Raw genomic sequence first — 19,951 nt, 5'->3', positions numbered from 1 at the left:
GGGGAAGCATCGTGGCGCTCGCGGCGCTGATATCGGCGTATCAACTGGCTAACGACGAAACCGAAGGGCTGCGCGCGACCTTGCCGCTGGCCGGGCGGACGCTTGTCGAACATCAGGCGCGCCTTGCCGGCTATGCCGGTGCCGAGCAGATATTGATCCTAGCGGAGCGGATCCCGGTGGCACTGGCCCAGGCGGTCGAACGATTGCGGCGCAGCGGCCTCAAGGTCGATATCACCCGCGATGTGGCGGACGCCGCCGATCGCATCCACCCCGAAGAGAAATTGCTGGTGATCGGCGACGGCTGCCTGGCATCGCCGCCGGTGGTGGAGCGCATGGCCGAGGCGCAGGGGCCGAGCCTGCTGACCGTGCCCGACGAGCCGGAGCATGCGATTTTCGAGCGAATCGACGCGACCGCCCGCTGGGCCGGGTTGATGATGGTTGATGGTGCCTTTCTGCGCGACACGGCAGCGATGCTGGGCGACTGGGATATGGAATCCACGCTGCTGCGGCGCGCAGTGCAGGCCAATGCCCAACGTATGGACGTTACGACGGGCAATGGCCGCGGCCGAACCGGCAGGATTCCCCTGTTGGTGGACGGTGTGGCCCATCTGGAAGGCTTCGACCGCCTGATGCTCGCAGGGGCGCGACCGCGCGGGCGGGACTGGACGTGGCGGCATATCTTCCCTGCCATCGAGAATCTGGTGGCGGCGCCACTGCTGCGTCGCGCCGTCGATCCTGTCTGGTTCGCGGTCGGATCCGTCACGGCGGCGGTGATTGCGGGGATATTCTTCGGGGTCGACTGGCGGCTGGCGGGTCAGGCGGCCTTGATGGTGTCCGGGCCGATCGCCGCGGTTGCGGAGCGTTTGGCGGGGGCGCGGCTTTCGCCGCTGCGATGGGCACGGGCCTTCCTGATTGCGCGCGGCATCGCTGCGTCGGGCGCGTTGGTGGTGCTCTGTTATGGGATCGCTGAGGAAGCGGGTTGGGGCGCCTGGTTGATCGGCGCGACGATCCTGCTGGCGATGGCCGCCCTGATCGGTGAGCAGCGTATCCTGAAGCGTTTGCCCGGCGGCCTTGCACCGCATTGGGTGGCGAGCCTTGATGGCCTTATCTGGGCGATGACGCCCTTTGCGCTGATCGGGCAATGGTTTGCCGGCATCGCGGTGCTCGCGCTTTATGCCATCGCCTCCTTCGCCGTCGTCCAGCGCGAGGTGGCGAGCCGGGTGGCGGTGCGCACCGCAGGGCCCGCCTGATCGCGCAAGCATCGGTGCAAAAGACTATAATCGTCGTTTAGCGGGCCTTAACCGCATCGCGCTAGAGTAGGGTGATGGCCGCCTTTGTCCCGGAACCGATCGACAGCGCCGAGCGCTTGCTGGGCGATGCGGCGCGTGCGCAGATTGCGGGTCGCGATCGCATCCGGCTGGCGCTGATCGACCTGTTGCTGCCGGAAGGCCGGCGACTAAGGGATATCGAGCGGGCGGCCGCCGCGAACCTGTTGCAGCGATTGGTGGCGACTGTCGAAGATGATCTGCGGGATCGCATCGGCCAACGGATCGAGACGCGCGATCCCGTGCTGGCGGCAGCGATCAGCGGCGGTGCGCCGCCGATCGCAGCGCCGATGATGGAACATGCCGGCATGCTGCGGGATGCGGAACTCGTCGGGCTGGTGCTTCGCCGCGCCGAGGAGCATCGGCTGAGCGTGACGCTGCGCCTGACCGCTGCCCGCATGTTCGAACTGTCGACCGAGCCGCCACTGATCGACATGCTGATCGACGATTCCGAGCCGGCCATCGCGGAAGCAGCCATGGCGATGATCGTCGCCGAAAGCCGGCGGATCGACCGTTTCCAGGACCCGGTGCTCGCGCGGACCGACCTGCCGGCCGAGGTGCAGTACCGGCTGATCTGGCGCGTGGCGGCCTGCCTGCGGCGCTATCTGATCGATATCGGCAGGCTCGATCCCGCCATCGCCGATCGCGAGGTGGGGACGGCCGCGCAGGCATTGCTGGCTGGTTATGACGAAGGATCGACTCTGGAAGGACGGGCGATTGCGCTGGCGCTGTTGTTGCGTGCGGCTGATCGCCTGACCGACGCCCTGATCTCGCGTGCGCTGGCCGAGGGGCGTGTGGCGCTGACCGTTGCCGGCCTGGCCCTGCGTGCGGGGATCGAGTTCGGCTCCGCGTGGGACATGATGTTCGACGCCGATGGCAGCCGCTTGGCGGTATTGCTCGGCGCGATCGGCATGGGCAGCGCGACGGCCGCCGACATCCTGTTCCGCTGCGTCCCCAACGATATGGACCCGGACACAGCGGCGACGCGGATCGAGGCGTTTATGACGCTCGACCGGCGGCGCGCCGAGGAGACGCTGCGGCCATGGCGTCTTGACGCCGCCTTCCGTGGCGCGATCGACGAGCTTGAGGCGGGCCTGCGGCAATGATGGCCGCTGTCCATGGGCGGCTCGATCGGGACTTCCGCCTCGTTGAGGCGGATGCAGCGCTGGAATCGCTGCATCGGCGGGCCGGTGGTGCGGATGGCGGCGTCATCGCCGTGCCGCAACTGGCGAGCGTCGCCCGTCTTTCGCGCCGGCTGGGGATCGTCGTTTCGCGCGGCGTGATCGCGGCCGACGGCGATGCCGATCTCGAACTTTGGGTACGCGCCGAGCCGCATGGGGAGGGCATCGCGCTCGCCATCGCGGGCTGGACCGAACGGCCGGCCGCGGACGCCTTTCCCGCGGCGATCATCGACCGGGAGCATGATTTCATCCGCGCCTCGGCGGATTGGCTGTGGGAGACGGACGAGGCGCTGAAGCTTATCGCGCTGTCGCCGGGCGTGGTGCCGTCACGCGAATCCCTGCTGGGCAAGCCGCTGACCAAGCTCGTCACGCTGAGCGAGAATGAAGCGGGCGTGCTGCCGATCCTTGACGCCATGGCGTCGCAGCGCCGTTTCGACGATCAGGAAGGCGAGTTGCGCGACGGCGGCGGCCGGGTGCGGCTTTCGGCGGTGCCGATCTTCGACGCGTCGGGACGGTTCGCCGGGCTGCGGGGTGCCGCGGTGGCTGTGGCACCACCACCTGCGCCGACGCTGGCGATGGTCAAGGATAGCGGCGGCACCGCCATCGAGATCGGCAACGCGGACGCCTTCGGCCGCCGGCTGGACGCGGCACTGCGGTCGCCGCTCGACCGGATCATCGCCGGCGCCGAACATATCCGCGCACAGGCCGATGGGCCGTTGCGGCGCGACTATGCCAATTATGCGACCGACATCGCGGCGGCAGGGCGGCACCTGCTGGCGCTGGTCGAGGATCTGGTCGATTTGCAGGCGATCGAGCGGCCCGATTTCGCGCCGGTGGTGGAGCGGCTCGACCTGGCCGATGCCGCGCGCCGGGCGGCGGGCCTGCTGAGCGGGCGGGCGGCGGATCGCGACGTGCGGATCGACCGGCCGGCGATGGGCGAGGTTTTGCTGGCGCAGGGCGATCAGCGTCGAGCGTTGCAGGTGCTGGTCAACATCGTCGGCAATGCCGTGCGTCATTCGCCGGAGGGCGGTGCGGTGTGGCTGCGCTGCGAGCGGCAGGGCAGCTATGCCGCGGTGACGGTGGCGGACCAGGGGCGCGGCATCGAGCCTGCGGACCATGACCGCATCTTCGAGAAGTTCGAGCGGTTGCACCCGGGTGATGGGGCGGGAACGGGGCTTGGCCTCTATATCGCGCGGCGGCTGGCGCGGGCGATGGGGGGCGACCTGACGGTGGAGAGCGCCGCGGGCCAAGGGGCGCGGTTCATCTTCACTTTGCCGGTGATTGAGTGACAGGTTTACACTCGTTTCGTGGGTAGGCGGCGACCGGCATTTCCAACATTTCCGCGGTAAATTTGCGCCCGCATAGGCAATTGCCGGCCGTTTTAGAGATGCGATGAGAGTAAACCGCGTGGCCGCATTCTGATAGGATCGCGGCCATGATCCGCGGAATCCATCACGTCGCCATCAATGTCGCCGATTTCGACCGGATGGCCGATTTCTACCGCCGCGCCTTTGGTTTCGAGGAGATGCCTGGCGCCTTCGCCTGGGCGGACAATCCCGATTATGACCGCGTGCTCGGCGTGCCCGGATCGAAGGGGCGGGTGACAATGTTCCGCGCCGGCGCTTCCTTCCTGGAACTGTTCCAATATTCTGCGCCGCCCGCCCGCGATGCGCCGCCGCTCCGCCCCAATGACCGCGGCTACACGCATTTCTGCGTGATCCTCGACGATATGGACACCGAGTTCGAGCGGCTGAAGCGCGAGGGCATGACCTTCGTCGCCGACCGGCCGGGGCATGAGGACGGAATGCGCGGCATCTATGGCGCGGACCCGGAAGGCAATGTCATCGAATTGCTGGAATTGCCGCCGGGGCATGTCTGGACGTTGTGACGCGGCGGTTTACGCCCGGCGAAGCAGGAATATGCCGCCACCCAAGGCGAGAACGGGGAGTGCGTGCCACCACGCCACTGGACTTGGCGCGGGATCAGGCGCTCGACATGTCGCCGGGTCGTCATCGCGGATACGTTGCGGAATTTGCGTGAATAACTTCGCAGGGTCGATAATTTCCAGGCTCGCGCCCGATGGTGCCAGTACCGTGCGGACACGATCGGCGTGCGCGGCGTCGGCGACAATCACGAGATCGACGTCCTTCAACTGGCCAGGCCGGATGCGGGATGCAATTCGTTCGATTTCCACGGTGAGGCGGGCAAGATCTGGCGAGCCGATCGCCCTGAGATCATGTTCAACCATCGCCTCTTCGGTAAGCGCATCTTCCAGCCACTTCACCGACTCTCGGAAATCGGCGGCACCGGCAAGACGGAGCACGGTGGTGCCTACACCCGGTGACTCATCGGACCATTTGGTCCGGTACTGGGTTTCGCGAAGATAGTCGTGCCAATCCCGCTCCTTCGCGGTCACTGGCGCGGAGATTGGCGCGTTCCATTTGCTGATCCACTCACGCTCGCTCGCACAGCTTTTCCGTGCCGTGGCGGCTGCTTCGTTCAGCGCGCTTTTCCATTTTACGCCTTCAAGGCCAACCGGAGCGCCGTCGCTCAGGCGGATCGCGAGATCGACCTTCCTGCCTTCACCGAGTGGAAATTCCTCGTCACTGGGCTGAACAACAGGCACGACCAATTCCGTGCCGGAAGTTCGAGGCTTTCCGCGCCAATGGATCGAACTGACGGAGCGCGGAAGCGCCGCCACAAACCAGTCAGGAAACAATTCCTGGAGTCCGAACTTGCGGACAAGACTCCCGTTGCGATCGTAGATGGCGATGGCATCCGGGCCATGGCCGACCGAATGCCAATTGTCGAATGTCGCAAAGCCCTGGCCGTTGTTGGCGACAATCACGTCAACCGGCGCGACTTCATTGTGCAGCGGCTTGCTCCAAGCCTTCGTCCAATGGCCCGAGGCATCACGCAGCTCCAGCGACGCGGTAGCGCTCGTTTGTTTCGAGCTTGCCGGCGCCCCCGCGGGTTCACGACCTTTCACCTTGTCGTCGAAATAGGCGTAGGCGCTTTCCAGATCGCGCGGCGTGACTGTCAGCCGCGCACTTTTGTCCCGCGAAAGGTAGGTTTCCTGCGAGGGCGGCATCCAACTGTCCGCCCAAGCGATGCTGCTCGACAGAAGAAGAACTATAAGAGCGGCGCGCTTGATCATTGGTTGCTTATCCCCCGATTGCGCAACCTAGCCGTCCGCCCAATGATCGCAATAGCCTGAAATATGACGGCGAATGGCTCTTGATGAACAACTGCGCCACTTTTGCTCGCCGAGCTGGCACTCACGGCCCGGTAGGCGGGATTCCGCAGTAAACTTCTCGTGAGTAACCTGAAATCAAAGGGCGCCGGCCCCCCGCGAAGCCGACGCCCCTTCACGTCCTCGTAATCGAAGTCAGGCCGGCACCTTCTCCAGGAACGCCTCGCGATAGGCGCGGAATTTTTCTTCCACCTGCGCGCGGGTGAGGCCGAAATCCTCGAGCGAATATTTGTGGGGCGCGCGGTCCTCGCGCTTGTTGGCTTCAATCCACTCGGCCATGCCGGCCTCGATCTCGGGCGTGACTATCACGCCGGCCTGTTCCAGCACGCGCCGGCCGACCTTGGTCGGTTCCGAAAGCTGCTCGGTATAAAGCACGTCGATGAAGTTGCGGCCGCCCACCTTCTCGCGCTCGGCCATGAAGGTGTCGAGCAGTTCGGCGAGACGATCAAGCCAGACGGCGCCGACCGCGTGCCGGTCCACATCGTCCGACGACATGCCGTAGAGATTGACCATCATGCTGGAATAAGACGGCACGGTCTGCACCGGATCGCGGTGCGTCATGACGATCTTGGCTTCGGGGAAGACCTCGATCACGCCGTCGAGACCCATCAGGTGGCCCGGCGTCTTGAGCACCCACTTGGCGCCCTTGCGGCTGGGATCGGACCATTGCAGCAGCTTCAGGATCTGCTTGAGGTCATGGTAAACGCGAACGCGGTCATGCTCCATCAGCCAGCGGGCGAAGCTGGGGACGAAGAAGGTGCCCTCGATCATCGTCGACGAGAAGAGCTGGCCCATGATGATGAGCTCTTCGTCGGGCTGGTCGATGTCCATCGGATGGATCGACATCAGATCGGGGATCGCCTGGCACATATAATCGAGCAGGACCTTGGCCTCGGCGCGGCGCGGTTCGGGATTGCCGCGCTCCTCGCCGGGGAAGGGGACGTAATTTTTGGTCTCGTACCAGCGGCAGCCGGTCATACCCGGCGCGGCCGCCAGCATCCGGTGGAGCATGGTGCTGCCGGTGCGCGGCAGGCCGACGACGACGGCCGCGACTTCCACCTGCTCGTCATTGATCTCGGGATGCTGCTTGAACATCTCGACGAAGCGCAGGCGGTTGACCAGCGAGGTGACGATGGTGTCCTGCGCATAGGCCGCGCCGGCGTCGCTGAGCTTTGCCTCACCGTTGAGCGCGGGGATCAGCGCGTCGATATGGGCGAAGAACCAGGTATCGCCGAAATCATCGAGCCCCGCTTTGGCCTTCGCCTCCGCGACCATTGTGTCGCGATCGGGCACCTTCGCCGTCATATGCTCTCCTTGCTCCGCATTATGTCAACTGCGGTGGTTGTAAATGGTGATCCTCGTAATCCTGTATGATGGAGAGTGCGCATAAGCGTCAACCGCGCGGTGTTCTTTGATCGGACGCGGATTCATTCTGGGGGACATGAAGGTTTTTGGCGAGTGGTAGCTTGTGCCGATAGAGCCATGGGCCCCAGCCTCCGCTGGGGCGACGGCGGGGGATGGGGTTGCCCTAAAAATAATCACGTCATGCCAGCCTGCGCTGGCATGACGGTTTGAGGGAGGGAAGGATGGTGCCCTTCCGGGAAATCACCCTTTGGCCTGCGGGTTTGCCCCGATGGACGGGATATGCGGCACGCCTAGTTTGGCGGCATCCCGTTTCCGTGGAGTGGAGGCTTGCCGTGCCCGTCGATCGTGCTGCCCAGACGCCCGAAATCCTGCCGCGTCCCGATTTCCATTTCACCGGGGAGGTGGGGCGGACCTTCAAGGATTCCGATCCGGCGACCTTCCCGCAACCGGTGCAGCCGCCCAAGGGCGCGCCCAACATCGTGCTGATCCTGCTCGACGATGTCGGTTTCGGCCAGTTTTCCACTTTCGGGGGCGGCGTGCCGTCGCCGACGATGGACCGGCTGGCGAAGGAGGGGCTGCGGTTCAACTATTTCCACACCACCGCCTTGTGCAGCCCGACGCGCGCGGCGCTGATCACCGGGCGCAACCATCATTCGACCGGGTTCGCCGGGATCACCGAGTTGGCGACCGGCTATGACGGCTATTGCTGCGTGCTCCCACGCAATTGCGGCACTATCGGCGAGGTGTTGCGCCAGAACGGCTATATGACCGCGTGGATCGGCAAGAACCATAATACGCCGACCTGGGAGACGAGCGCCGCGGGGCCGTTCGATCGCTGGGCCAATGGGCTGGGTTTCGACTATTTCTACGGCTTCAATGGCGGTGACATGAACCACTGGAACCCGTTATTGTTCGAGAATCGTGATCTTGTGCCCGCGTCGGACGATCCCGATTATCATCTGACCGAGGATCTCGCCGACAAGGCGATCCGCTGGGTGCGCAAGGTGAAGAGCATCGCGCCCGACAAGCCCTATTTCCTCTATGTCGCTCCGGGCGCCACGCACGCACCGCATCACGCATCGAATGAATGGGCGGACAAGTTCAAGGGCCAGTTCGACGCGGGCTGGGATGCTTATCGCGAGGCGACGATTGAGCGGCAGAAGAAATTGGGCGTGATCCCGGCCGATACCGAGCTGACTACGCGCTCGAAAGGTCTGCCCGCCTGGGACAGCCTGAACGACGACCAGAAGCGGCTCTATGCCCGGATGATGGAAGTCTTCGCCGGCTATGGCGCGCAGGTCGACGTAGCGATGGGCCGCGTGATCGATGCGGTGAAGGAACTGCCCGACGCCGACAACACGATCATCATCTACATCGCTGGCGACAATGGTTCGAGCGCGGAGGGTGGGATCGAAGGATCGCTGTGCGAAAACATGTTCTTCAACGGTTTTCCGGAGAAATGGGAAGACAATATCAAGGCCATCGATGAGCTGGGCGGGCCGAAGCATTTCAATCACTTCCCGTCGGCCTGGGCGCACGCGATGAACACGCCCTTCCAATGGACCAAGCAGGTTGCCAGTCATTTCGGCGGCACGCGCAACCCGATGATCATCTCCTGGCCGGACCAGATCAAAGACAAGGGTGGCCTGCGCGACCAGTTCATCCATACGATCGACATCGTGCCCACGCTCTACGAACTGTGCGGAGTCACAGCGCCGAGTGAGCTCAACGGCATCCAGCAGAAGCCGATCGAGGGCGTCAGCTTCGCGCATGTGTTCGATGACGCGGAGGCGGCGAGCCACCGGAAAACCCAATATTTCGAGCTGGGCGTCAACCGCGGGCTCTATCATGATGGCTGGATGGCATCGGCGCCGTCGTTCGTGCCGTGGCAGCCGGTCCGCTCCGAGGATTGGAGCCCCGACGATCAGGTCTGGGAGCTATACAAGCTCGACGAGGATTTCTCGCAGGCGAAGGATCTCGCCGCCGAACATCCCGACAAATTGCGCGAGTTGCAGGATCGGTGGTGGGTCGAGGCGGCAAAATATAATGTTCTGCCGCTCGACTGGCGCGCGACGATCCGCATGAATGCCGAAGCGATGGGGCGGCCGAGCCTTGTCGGCAAGCGCACCAGCGCGACCTACCATGAAGGCATGGTGGCGCTGCCCGACGCGGCTTGCCTGCCGATGCTCAACAAATCATGGACCATCACTGCCGAGATCGAACTGCCCGAGAAAGCCGAGGGCATGGTGATAACCCATGGCGGACTGGAGGGCGGCTATGGCCTCTATCTCCGCGAGGGCAAACCGGTGTTCGTCTATAATTTCCTCAGCATCGACCGGCCCACCTTCGCCGCGAGCGAAGCCTTGCCCGCGGGCAAGACCACGCTTGTCGTGGACTTCGACTATGATGGTGGGGGGATGGGCAAGGGCGGCAAGATCAGCTTGTCCGCCAATGGCAAGACGGTTGCCGAAGGGCGGCTCGAACGGACGGTGCCGATCCAGTTCTCGCTGGGTGAGGGGCTGGATATCGGCATGGATACCGGATCGCCGATCGACTTCACTTATAAGATGCCGTTCAAATTCACCGGCAAGATCGCGAAGGTTGAGGTGGAGGTGAAGCCGGGGGCTTGAGGGTGTGGTTTGCCCCAATCTCCCGCCGTCACCCTGAACTCGTTTCAGGGTCCATGTGAGCGATTGCTGCCGGTGGCATGCATGGATGCTGAAACAAGTTCAGCATGACGGTTGTGGTTAGGGCAGCCGCGCGTTCAGCAGGTGGACGAGCTGCGATTGCCGTCGCACGCCTGTCTTGGCGAAGATCGCGCGGAGGTGGCCGCGGACCGTGTTGTGGGTGACGCCGAGGCGATCGGCGGCGTCGATCAGCGATGCCCCGTTGGCAAGCGTTGCAGCGAGCTGGGCTTCGGCGGGGGTTAGCTGGAACAGGTCGCGGATTGCCTCCGGGCTGGGGCCGGTGCGGGCGCCGGGTTCGGTGACGAACAAGGCGAGTGCCGCGGCAGTGGCGCCGCGCATGAAGGCGGGGCCAGCGACGGGTTGCGCCACGATCGCGAAATCGCGTTCGCCGGATGGGCGTTCGATGCGCAGACGCAAGGGGGCGACCGCGCGGGGATCGCTTTCCACGTCCAGCGTGCGTAGCATCGCCTCCAGCGCCTTCTGATCGTCGCGGCCGCCCAGCACGAAGCGATCGCCGCTGCGGGAAAGACCGTCGGCACGGGCGAGGAGGTGATCGGCGCGGGCATTGGTGCGCAGGACGCGACCGCCATGATCGAGGATGATGGTGGCCACCGCCATCTGTTCGATCGCGCCCTGAAACACGCCCTGTTCGGTGCCGATCGTCGCCAGCCGCTCATAGAGCCGGACGGCGTTGCGGATGTGGGGAACGAGGCGCTGGAGCGTGTCGCGCTCGGTCCGTTCGAAATCGGGGCGGCTCTGATCGCGGGTGACGCGGATGCGCGCCTCGAAGCCCGATTGGGCGCGCAGATCGACGCCGAGGATCTGGTCTCCGCCTGCACCTTCGAGGAAATCGCGGTGGAAGTCGGCATTCTTGCGCGCCGTCCGGTCGACGAAATCGGCGAAGCGCATCACCTCGCCTTCGGGCAGGCCGATGAACGGATCGCTGGTGAAGAAGCTCGCCGAATAATCCTCCTGCACCTGCGGATCGGCGCCGGGGGTGAGCGTCATGCCGGGGCTGCTGGCGCCGGGAACGGTGAGGATGATCGTGGCGTAGGACGAATCGAGATAGGCCGCGAGCGCGCGGAGGAACGCCTCCCACGGCGTCGCATCGAGCAGGCCGCCATACAGCGCCTCCAGGAGTGCGGAGGGCAACAGCGTTTCGGCGGCGTCGTCCATTTGGATGGGGTTCATCATGGCGCGCTGTTCTATCCTACGGTGACTGAACGGCAAGCGACCGCGAACGAAAGGCGGAGGAGAGAAGAATGGCCCTGGATGCGATGACCCAGCAGATCCTGGAAATGATGAAACAGTCGCCGCTGTGCGTGCCGCCCTTCACCGTCGCCAATGCCCGCGTGGCCGACGATATGCCGATGCCGTTCCCCAAGGCCGATATTGCCGAGGTCAAGGACATCAGCCTGAGCCATGGCGGCCGCACGATGCCGGCGCGGCTTTATCATCCCGAGCCGGGGACGAAGTTGCCGGTGCTCGTCTTCTTCCATGGCGGCGGCTGGGTTTCGGGCAATCTGGAAACGCATGACCCGTTGACCCGCGCGATCGCGGAAGCCGCGCATGTTGCGGTGGTTTCGGTCGATTATCCGCGTTCGCCGGAAGCGAAGTTCCCCGAACCGCTGCTGGCCTGCCACGCGGCGGTGGCAGCGGTGGCCGAGGGGCAGGCCGGTGCCGATGTCGATGGCGGCCGGATCGCCGTCGGCGGCGACAGCGCGGGCGGCAACCTCGCCGCGGCGGTGGCGCTGAAGGCGCGCGAGGTGGGGCCGGCGATCGGCCACCAGTTCCTGCTCTATCCGGTGATCGATACCGATTTCGGCAATGTCTCCTACACCGAAAATGGCGCCGACTATTTCCTGACCGGGCCGATGATGCGCTGGTTCTGGGAGCAATATGTGGGTGCGGACGCGGTCGACAGCCCCGATCCCTTGGCGGCACCGATCCGCGCGGCGAGCCTGGCCGGGCTGCCGCCCGCGACGATCGTCACCGCAGAATATGATCCGCTGCGCGACGAGGCCGAAGCCTATGCCGAAAAGCTGGAGGAAGCGGGGAACACGGTGACGCTGCGGCGTGCCGACGGGATGATCCACGGTTTCGCCAGCATGGTCGGCGTGCTGCCGGCTTCGGCCGAAGCGATCGCGCTGGGCGCGACCGAACTCAAGCGATCGCTGGGAGAAGCCATCCCCGCCTGATTACGCAATAGCGACGCGAACATAATAGATCGCGCCACTTTGCGAATTTGTAACGCCAATTTTCTCGCGCATCCGCTTGACACTGCGGATGCGGCCGGGGAGGATCACGGCCAAGAGCCGGGGCCTATCCCGGCCGATTATGCGCGGAGGGATCATGGGAAGGCTTGAGGGCAAGGTGGCGATCGTCACCGGCGGTTCGCAGGGCATGGGCGAAGCGACGGCGCGGCTGTTCGTGGAACGCGGCGCCAAGGTCGTCATCGGCGACATCCTGGCCGAAAAGGGCGAGGCGCTGGCGAAGGAACTGGGTGACGCCGCGGTCTTCGTGAAGATGGACGTCCGCAACGAGGCCGACTGGGCGAATGCGGTGAAGACCGCAGTCGATCGGTTCGGCAAGCTCACCACGCTCGTCAACAATGCCGCCGTCGTCCACTACACCGCGATCGAGCAGGTTTCGGCCGATGACATCGACAAGGTGCTGTCGATCAACATCAAGGGCGTGATCCTGGGCGTGAAGCATTGCGCGCCGGCGCTGACGGCGAGCGGCAATGGTTGCGTCGTCAACATCTCCTCGGTCGATGGCTTGCGCGGCTGCAACGGCTTGACCGTCTACACGGCGTCGAAGTGGGCGGTGCGTGGCCTTTCCAAGAGCCTGGCGTTCGAGCTCGGCCCGCGCGGCGTGCGCGTCAATTCGGTCCATCCGGGCGCGATCAACACCGAAATGGGCAACCCGACCGGCAAGGCCGGCGGCGCCGAGAATGAGGGCATGGAGCGCATGCCGCTGCAGCGGATCGCCGGGCCGGAGGAAGTGGCGCGCGTGACGGCGTTCGTCGTCAGCGACGAGGCGAGCTATGTCACCGGCGCCGAATATGCCGTCGATGGCGGCTGGTCCTCGGGCTATTTCCAGCCGGTGTTGCCGGGCGCGCCGGCGGGGCTCGGCGCGTGAGCCAAGCCATGCTTGAAGGCAAGATTGCGATCGTTACCGGTGCGGGGCAGGGCGTGGGGCGCGGTATCGCGCTCGCGCTCGCCCGCAATGGCGCGAAGGTGGCGCTGCTCGGCCGGACGCTTTCCAAGGTGGAAGCGACGGCCGAGGAGTGCGGCAACGGATCGCGCGGCTTCCATGTCGACATCAAGGACGGTGAGGCCATCAAGGCGGCTGTCGCGCAGGTGATCGAGGCGTTCGGCGGCGTCGACATCCTGGTCAACAATGCGCAGGAAGTGCCGCTCGGCACGCTGGAGAGCGTGACCGACGAAGCGTTCCTCGCTGGCTTCGAAAGCGGGCCGATCGCGACGATGCGGACGATGAAGGCGTGTCGCCCGTCGATGACGGCGCGCGGCGGCGGGGTGATCATCAACCTCACTTCGTCGGCCACGATCCGCTGGGACATGGCGGGCTATGGCCCCTATGCGGCGGTCAAGAAGGCGATCCAGGCGCTGACCCGCGCGGCGGCGGCCGAATGGGGGCCGGATGGCATCCGCGTGCTCAACATCGCCCCCCATGCCGACAGCCCCGGCCTCAAATCCTGGATTGCGGCGCGGCCGGCGGAAGCGGAAGCCTTTTTCAAGACGATCCCGCTGCGCCGGATCGGCGCTTGCGAGACCGACATTGGCGAGGCGGTGGCGGCTTTGTGCGGGCCAAGCTTCGCCTATCTGACGGGCGCGACCATCCCGCTCGACGGCGGACAGGCGAATTTCGACGGATAATAAGGATAAGCGGGCCATGCATATCGACCGCATCTCCGACATATTGGAAATCCAGGCGCTGCTGACCGATTATGTGTTCGCGCTGGACACGCGGGAGATCGACAAGCTCGACCATGTGTTCACCGCGGATGCGGTGTGCGACTATCGCGCGACGGGCGGCCGGCAGGGAGACTGGGCAGAGATCAAGCCCTGGCTGGTCGAGGCACTGGGCGGCTTCGGCCTCAGCCAGCATCTGATCGGCCTGCCGCAGATCCGCTTCGACAGCCAGGACAGCACGCGCGCGACTGCGAACACGATGCTGTTCAATCCGATGCACATGCTGCCGGAAAAAGGCGGGCAGATCTTCTTCATCGGCGCGACCTATCAGGACGAGCTGGTGCGCACCGCCAATGGCTGGCGGATCAAGAGCCGCACCGAAATCGCGCCTTGGGCCAAGGATGTGCCGGCCTCCGTGCCGAAAGGTGAATCATGACCGTCGATCCTTTCTCTCCGGTCCAGATCGGGCCGATCACGATCCGCAACCGCTTCATCCGTTCGGGCGCGAACGAGACGAAGAACAAGGACATGAACCCCACCAAGGCGCTGCTGGAATTCCACCGCACCTATGCCGAGCATGAGCTGGGGCTGACGACGCTGGCCTATATCGCGGTGTCCAAGGACGGGCGGACGCTCCCCAATCAGGGCACGATGAGCGACGAGAGCGTGCCGCATTATCGCGTGATCACCGATGCGATCCACGCCGCGGGTGGCAAGGCTTCGGCCCAGATCACCCATGGCGGCAGCTTCTGCCAGATCAGGGATCTTTCGACGCCGCGGGCGATGTCCTCGTCCGGCGGCATCGACAAGATGGGCTTCCTGATGGGGCGCTTCTTCCAGCGGGCGATGACGCGCGCCGACATGGACATGGTGCGCGAAGAGTTCGTGGCCGCCGCGCTCCGCTGCGAGCAGGCGGGGTTCGACGCGATCGAGCTCCACATGGGCCATGGCTATCTGCTCAACCAGTTCATCTCGCCGCTGAGCAATTTCCGGCGCGACGAATATGGCGGTTCGGCCGAGAACCGGGCGCGCTTCCCCGCGGAAGTGCTGGCGGCGGTGAAGGCGGCCGTCGGCAGCCGGTTAGCAATCCTGGCCAAGATCAATCTGGTCGATGGCGTGCCGAAGGGCGCGACGATCCAGGACACGATCGTCACCGCGCGGGCATTGCAGGCGGCGGGCGCGGACATGCTGGTGCTCTCCGCCGGGCGGAACATCGAATCCACCTGGAAGATGTTCGGCAGCTCGCTGCCTTATGACGAGATGGCGACGCTGCAGACCAGCATTGCCGGCAAGCTGCAATTCGCCATCCTGAAGATGAGCGTGCCCAAGCTGCCGCCTTTCCATGAGAATTATCTGATGGAAGATGCGCTGACCCTGAAGGCGGCGCTGGGGCCGGACCGGACGGTGAAGCTCTGCTATCTGGGCGGCGTGCAGTCACTGACATCGGCGAAGGCGGCGCTCGATGAGGGCTTCGAGGCGGTGGCGATCGCGCGCGCGCTGATCCACGATCCGACGCTCGTCTCGCAATGGAAGGCAGGGACGGCCGACAAGTCCGGCTGCACCGCCTGCAACCGCTGCGTCGTCGTGATGTACGGCCCGTCGGGCACCTATTGCCCGGAAGTGGGCAATGCGATCGATCCCAAACTCAATCAGATATATGCAGGAGAGCCGGAACATGCTGCTTAAGGACAAGGTGGTCATCGTCAGCGGCGTCGGGCCGGGCATGGGCCAGGCGCTCGCCCGCATCGCAGCGGCCGAAGGCGCGAAGGTCGCGCTCGGCGCGCGCAGCAAGGGATTGCTGGAAGAAGTTGCCGCCGACATCAATGCCAAGGGCGGCAAGGCGATCGCGGTGCCAACCGACATTTCCGATGCGAAGGCCTGCCAAAACATGGCAGCGGCGACGCTGGAAGCGTTCGGGACGATCGATGGCCTCGTCAACACCGCTTACATTCACGGCGCATGGCTGCCGGTCGATCAGGCGGACCCGGAAGATTATGCGCAGGTGTTCGACGTGAACTGCCTCGGCGCACTCCGCATGACGCAGGCTGTGCTGCCGACCTTCAAGGCGAAGAAGGACGGCGCGGTGATCAACGTATCGACCATGTCGACGGTTAACCCGTTCACCGGCGAGGGCGGCTATGCCACCGGCAAGGGCGGCCTCAATGTGCTCAGCCGCCACATGGCGCGCGATTTCGGCCAATATGGCATCCGCGTGAACCATACGCGGATGGGCTGGATCGGCGGCAAGCCGGTCTATGACTTCATCGATCGCGCGGTGGCCGACGGTGCCGATCGCGACACGCTGGTCGGCGAGATCACCGGCCGCATTCCGCTGGGCATCATCCCGCATGAGGATGACTGCGCGAAGGCGGTTTTGTTCTTCCTGTCGGATTATGCCCGCGTCGTCACCGGCGCGGTGCTCGACGTCAATGGCGGCCAATATATGGCTCCATAGCCGCAACAGGGCCTTATCGGGGGCTAGCCGCCGCGCGCGCGCGGGTGCAGCGTGGCGGCCAAGCTGTTGAAATCGGGAGTGCGTGTGATGAGCGAAGACAAGGTCATGTCAGGCGAGGCCTGGCGGGACTTCTGCCGCAGGCTGGAGAAGGCCGGCGATGTGGTGCTGGGCGCCGATGCGGCCAATACGCCGCTCGATCGCGCCGAGGGCTATCGCTATTTGACGCGCCTGCTGCGCGTGGCGCTGGAGATGAACCTGGAGTTCGCCGACCCGGATTTCCCCGGTTTCTATCAGGCGAGCCACCAGACGGCGAAGATCGGCGCCGACAATCCCGACAATCATTATCTGAACGCGACGATCACGTCCGATCGCAGCTACCGGATCAGCGGCAAGCGCGGCACCGTGCCGATCCTCACCTTCGGCACGAAGGCCAACCGCTATGCCATTGATGGCACGATGGCTTCGACCGGCGAGTTGGATGTCGAGGATATGCTGATCGAGCCCGACGGCAGCTTCGAACTGATCGTTTCGCGCGAGCGGCCGGGCAACGGCAACTGGCTGCCGATCGCCGCGGATTCGAGCATGGTGCTGGTCCGCCAGACCTTCGGCGATCGCGCGAAGGAAGAAGCGGTCGACATCAAGATCGAGACGCTGGATGGACCACCGACGCCCGAACCGCTGACGCCCGCGCGTCTGGAAGCGGCGTTGGGCCGCGTCGCCGGCTTTGTCGAAGGCACGGCCAAGACCTTCGCGATCTGGACCGAGAAGTTCCGCGCCGAGAATATGAACGCGCTCGACACCGTCGACCAGAGCCTGTTCATCAGGGGCGGCGGCGACCCGATGATCCATTATCTCCACGGCGCCTGGGAATTGGCGCCGGACGAGGCGCTGGTGATCGAGACGAGCGTGCCCGAATGCCGGGTGTGGAACTTCCAGCTCGACAATTACTGGATGGAATCGCTCGATTATCGCTTCCACCAGATCCACTATAACAACACGACGGCCAAGCTGAACCCGGACGGCACGGTAACGCTGGTGATTGCCGCGCGCGACCCCGGCTTCGGCAATTGGGTCGACACTGCCGGTCACGCCCATGGCACGATGCTGTGGCGCTGGACCGACGCCAAGGAAAAGCCCGTTCCCAATACGAAGGTGATCAAGCTGCCATGAGTGACCTCGAAGCCCGTATCGCTCGCCTTGAAGCGGAGAGCGACATCCGCAAGCTGAAGGCGCGCTACCTGAACGCGTGCGACGCCAAGGATGTCGATCAGATCCGCGGCTGCTTCACGCCTGACGCGGTGATCGACTTTCCGCCGTTGGGCGAGTTCGGGGTGGACGGGCTGATCGGCATCTTCACCGAAATGGCGGTGAAGACGCCAATCACCGACGTCCATCACGGCCATAATGGCGAGATCGACATTGACGGCGACACCGCGAGCGCGCGGTGGAACCTGGGTTATGTGAATTATGACCCGCGCGAGGGCAGCTTCCGCCTGCTCGCGAACTTCTATGCCGACCGTTATGTGAAGACCGCGGACGGCTGGCGGATCAGCTATTCCAAGGCGATCCAGCGCGCGATCGTGACGGGCAAGATCACCGAGGACGTCAAGGCGGAGTGGGTGCCGATTCCGGGCAAATAAGCCGATCGAGGCGGGTCGTCATATCCTCCATGAAGGCCCGTGTCGGTCGATCCATCGGCACGTCGTCTCGCACCAATATCCAGAGATCCGCGCCGAGGCTGTCCTCCACCGGCGCCACTGCGGCGAGGTGGGGCAGCCGATCGGCGATGAAGGTCCAGAGATAAGCGACGCCGACATCGAGCTCCACCGCGCGGCGTAGCGCGGGCCAGCTATCGACCAGCGCCGCGACGCCGACATCGTCACCCAGCGCGGCGTCCCAACGCCGCATCGCCGGCAGGCGCGACCAGCCCGAGCAGCGGACCCAGTCATAAGCGGCGGCAGGCCGCCCATCGCCGTGCCGAGCCAGATAGGCTCTTGAGGCATAGGGTGCCTGGCGCAGCGTGCCGATCCGGCGGCCGCGCAGATGATCGGGCCGGTGATCGGTGAGGCAGAGCCCGATGTCGCTCTTGCGCTGGACGACGCTTTCGGCGGGATCGGCGGTCGACTGGATGCTGACCTGCACCGGGCGATCCGCGGCCGCCGCAAAGGCCGCGATATCGGGCATCAATTCGGTTTCGAGTTCGGCCGCGACCGCGATGCGCAAGCGATCCATCGGCTGCGATGCCTCATCGCGCAGCTCGCCCGCGAGCCCCTCGGTCAGCCGCTCCATCGCGTCCGCAATCTCCAGTGCGCGTCGGCCGGCGGCGGTGGGGTGGTAGCCTTCGGCGCCTTGCTCGAACAGCCGCACGCCGAGTTGGCGTTCCAGCCGATCGAGTTTGCGGCCGACGGTCGTGCGGTCGATCCGAAGCCGTTTTGCCGCTGCCGAATAATTGCCGGCATGAACGGCGGCGAGGAAGACGCGAAGATTGTCCCAATCCATGGCCGACACTGTCGCAGACGGATCGGTCTGCGTCATGTGCAAAAATGCACAGCATGGTGGGCGAACTGCGGGCTTGAGCGTCATGCCCGGAAGGATAATCCTTGCCCGATATCATAATCGCGAAGGAGAGCGGCTGGTGGCCGGTGCGCAGGATTACAAGCTTGGGGCTTTCGCCTTTCCGCGGGGCTGGTTCATGCTCGGCGATGCGGCGACCTTGGAGGCGAAGCCGACGACCTTGCATTTCTTCGGCAAGGACATGGTGTTCTACCGCGGGCAGAGCGGCAAACCGCACCTCGTCCACGCCTATTGCCCGCACATGGGCGCCCATATCGGCAAGAACACGACCTCCTATGTCGTGCGCGACGGCGAACAGGTGCAGGGCGAATCGATCCGCTGCCCCTTCCATGGCTGGCGCTTCGGCGAGGACGGGAAGTGCGACGATATTCCCTATTCGCCCAACTTCATCCCCAAGGCGGCGTGCTTGAAAACCTATCCGGTGATCGAGCGCGCGGGCATCATCTGGATGTGGCACGACCCGGAGGGCGGCCAGCCGGATCATGACCTGCCGGCCTTCGCCGCGTGGGACAAGCAGGATGAAGGCTGGGTCCGCTGGGTGATCGACGATTACGGGACGCTGCCGATCCACCAGGTCGAGATCGTCGATAACATGGCGGATTACGGCCACTTCGTGCCGATCCACGGCAGCCTCGACATCCAATATTTCGACAATGTGTTCGATGGCCATAAGATCGTCCAGCGCTTCGACGCGGGCCACCGCACGCTGACCAGCGCGGAGGCGCCGGTGCTGTCGCTGGACACCTGGTATGAAGGACCGGGCATCCTGCAATCCGAAATGCACGGCGCCTTCCCGTCGCACATGGTGATCGCGCACACGCCGGTCGAGGACGGCACGGTGCGGCTGTGGCACGCGCTGATGGTGAAGCTGCCCAATGCCGATCCCAGCCCGGAGCAACTGGAGATGGCGCGCGCCTTCCAGATCGCCAGCCGCGATGCGCTGGGGCAGGACGTGGAGATCTGGGCCAACAAGGAAGCCTGCATCAACCCGATGCAGATCCCGGCGGACGGACCCTATGGCAAGGTGCGCCTGTGGTATCGCCAGTTCTACAATCCGCTGGCGGAGGCTGAAGCGACCCACAAGCGGATCAACGGCACGGTCGTCACCTTCGGCGAGAAAAGGCCCGATCCGATCGCGGCGTAAGCCAGGGCGACATAATTCCCCTCCCTGGAAGG

The 19,951-nt window shown here is 64.8% G+C and carries 18 protein-coding genes; 14 read left to right on the top strand and 4 right to left on the bottom strand.

Going from position 1 to position 19,951, the window contains the following annotated elements; all coding sequences use genetic code 11:
* Nucleotides 1-11: 11 nt before the first annotated feature.
* The 4 genes from ACFB49_RS06830 (at nucleotide 12) to ACFB49_RS06815 (ending at nucleotide 4,394) form a co-directional block, all read left to right on the top strand.
* Entirely contained in the window at nucleotides 12-1,250 is a 1,239-nt protein-coding gene (locus ACFB49_RS06830; protein WP_380877631.1) for a hypothetical protein, read from the top strand.
* Nucleotides 1,251-1,324: 74 nt separating this feature from the next.
* Nucleotides 1,325-2,431 carry a DUF2336 domain-containing protein gene (locus ACFB49_RS06825; protein WP_380877628.1) on the top strand — a complete coding sequence of 369 codons (1,107 nt, stop codon included), beginning with the start codon at nucleotides 1,325-1,327 and terminating at the stop codon, nucleotides 2,429-2,431.
* Nucleotides 2,428-3,795 (top strand): sensor histidine kinase, encoded by a 1,368-nt coding sequence (locus ACFB49_RS06820; RefSeq protein WP_380877625.1) that lies wholly within the window; start codon nucleotides 2,428-2,430, stop codon nucleotides 3,793-3,795. The genes ACFB49_RS06825 and ACFB49_RS06820 overlap by 4 nt, the downstream gene beginning before the upstream one ends.
* Before the next feature lie 146 nt (nucleotides 3,796-3,941).
* On the top strand, nucleotides 3,942-4,394 hold the full coding sequence (locus ACFB49_RS06815; protein WP_380877622.1) for a VOC family protein: 453 nt from the start codon (nucleotides 3,942-3,944) through the stop codon (nucleotides 4,392-4,394).
* Nucleotides 4,395-4,403: 9 nt separating this feature from the next.
* Here ACFB49_RS06815 and ACFB49_RS06810 read toward each other — a convergent pair whose 3' ends face one another.
* Together ACFB49_RS06810 and ACFB49_RS06805 are read right to left on the bottom strand one after the other, a co-directional pair.
* Nucleotides 4,404-5,663 carry a hypothetical protein gene (locus ACFB49_RS06810; protein ID WP_380877619.1) on the bottom strand — a complete coding sequence of 420 codons (1,260 nt, stop codon included), beginning with the start codon at nucleotides 5,661-5,663 and terminating at the stop codon, nucleotides 4,404-4,406.
* Nucleotides 5,664-5,894: 231 nt separating this feature from the next.
* The gene (locus tag ACFB49_RS06805) at nucleotides 5,895-7,064 is read right to left on the bottom strand and encodes a sulfotransferase family protein (RefSeq protein ID WP_380877617.1); all 1,170 of its coding nucleotides are present in this window, start codon (nucleotides 7,062-7,064) and stop codon (nucleotides 5,895-5,897) included.
* A gap of 392 nt (nucleotides 7,065-7,456) precedes the next feature.
* Here ACFB49_RS06805 and ACFB49_RS06800 point away from each other — a divergent pair, with 392 nt between their 5' ends.
* A complete protein-coding gene (locus ACFB49_RS06800) occupies nucleotides 7,457-9,754 on the top strand; it encodes an arylsulfatase (RefSeq protein WP_380877614.1) in 2,298 nt (765 codons plus the stop codon).
* Between the two features lie 117 nt (nucleotides 9,755-9,871).
* On the opposite strand, the gene ACFB49_RS06795 is transcribed toward ACFB49_RS06800, so the two are convergent.
* Nucleotides 9,872-11,005, bottom strand: a complete 1,134-nt coding sequence (locus tag ACFB49_RS06795) for a helix-turn-helix transcriptional regulator (protein ID WP_380877611.1) — start codon at nucleotides 11,003-11,005, stop codon at nucleotides 9,872-9,874.
* 68 nt (nucleotides 11,006-11,073) lie between these two features.
* Between ACFB49_RS06795 and ACFB49_RS06790 the strand changes: the two genes are divergently transcribed.
* The 8 genes from ACFB49_RS06790 to ACFB49_RS06755 all read left to right on the top strand — a co-directional run bounded on the left by ACFB49_RS06790 (nucleotide 11,074) and on the right by ACFB49_RS06755 (nucleotide 17,841).
* The gene (locus tag ACFB49_RS06790; protein WP_380877608.1) at nucleotides 11,074-12,009 is read left to right on the top strand and encodes an alpha/beta hydrolase; all 936 of its coding nucleotides are present in this window, start codon (nucleotides 11,074-11,076) and stop codon (nucleotides 12,007-12,009) included.
* Between the two features lie 154 nt (nucleotides 12,010-12,163).
* Nucleotides 12,164-12,952, top strand: a complete 789-nt coding sequence (locus tag ACFB49_RS06785) for an SDR family NAD(P)-dependent oxidoreductase (protein WP_380877601.1) — start codon at nucleotides 12,164-12,166, stop codon at nucleotides 12,950-12,952.
* Nucleotides 12,953-12,960: 8 nt separating this feature from the next.
* On the top strand, nucleotides 12,961-13,710 hold the full coding sequence (locus ACFB49_RS06780) for an SDR family NAD(P)-dependent oxidoreductase (RefSeq protein WP_380879877.1): 750 nt from the start codon (nucleotides 12,961-12,963) through the stop codon (nucleotides 13,708-13,710).
* Between the two features lie 16 nt (nucleotides 13,711-13,726).
* Nucleotides 13,727-14,182: a nuclear transport factor 2 family protein gene (locus ACFB49_RS06775; RefSeq protein WP_380877598.1), complete on the top strand. Its 456-nt coding sequence runs from the start codon at nucleotides 13,727-13,729 to the stop codon at nucleotides 14,180-14,182.
* Nucleotides 14,179-15,432 (top strand): NADH:flavin oxidoreductase, encoded by a 1,254-nt coding sequence (locus tag ACFB49_RS06770; RefSeq protein WP_380877596.1) that lies wholly within the window; start codon nucleotides 14,179-14,181, stop codon nucleotides 15,430-15,432. The genes ACFB49_RS06775 and ACFB49_RS06770 overlap by 4 nt, the downstream gene beginning before the upstream one ends.
* Nucleotides 15,422-16,201, top strand: a complete 780-nt coding sequence (locus ACFB49_RS06765) for an SDR family oxidoreductase (RefSeq protein ID WP_380877593.1) — start codon at nucleotides 15,422-15,424, stop codon at nucleotides 16,199-16,201. The genes ACFB49_RS06770 and ACFB49_RS06765 overlap by 11 nt, the downstream gene beginning before the upstream one ends.
* 87 nt (nucleotides 16,202-16,288) lie before the next feature.
* Nucleotides 16,289-17,371, top strand: a complete 1,083-nt coding sequence (locus ACFB49_RS06760; protein ID WP_380877590.1) for a DUF1214 domain-containing protein — start codon at nucleotides 16,289-16,291, stop codon at nucleotides 17,369-17,371.
* Entirely contained in the window at nucleotides 17,368-17,841 is a 474-nt protein-coding gene (locus tag ACFB49_RS06755) for a nuclear transport factor 2 family protein (protein WP_380877587.1), read from the top strand. Before ACFB49_RS06760 ends, ACFB49_RS06755 begins: the two co-directional genes overlap by 4 nt.
* Here the strand turns inward: ACFB49_RS06755 and ACFB49_RS06750 are convergent.
* Nucleotides 17,807-18,736, bottom strand: coding sequence for a LysR family transcriptional regulator (locus tag ACFB49_RS06750; protein WP_380877585.1), 930 nt, complete (start codon nucleotides 18,734-18,736; stop codon nucleotides 17,807-17,809). The genes ACFB49_RS06755 and ACFB49_RS06750 overlap by 35 nt on opposite strands.
* A gap of 100 nt (nucleotides 18,737-18,836) precedes the next feature.
* On the opposite strand from ACFB49_RS06750, the gene ACFB49_RS06745 reads away from it, so the two are divergent.
* A complete protein-coding gene (locus ACFB49_RS06745; RefSeq protein WP_380877582.1) occupies nucleotides 18,837-19,919 on the top strand; it encodes a Rieske 2Fe-2S domain-containing protein in 1,083 nt (360 codons plus the stop codon).
* Nucleotides 19,920-19,951: the final 32 nt, after the last annotated feature.

The organism is Sphingomonas sp. DBB INV C78 (assembly GCF_042693015.1).
Classification (GTDB): domain Bacteria; phylum Pseudomonadota; class Alphaproteobacteria; order Sphingomonadales; family Sphingomonadaceae; genus Sphingomonas_E.
Note: the sequence above shows the minus strand (reverse complement) of the source record. Positions and strands in the feature narration are given on the sequence as shown.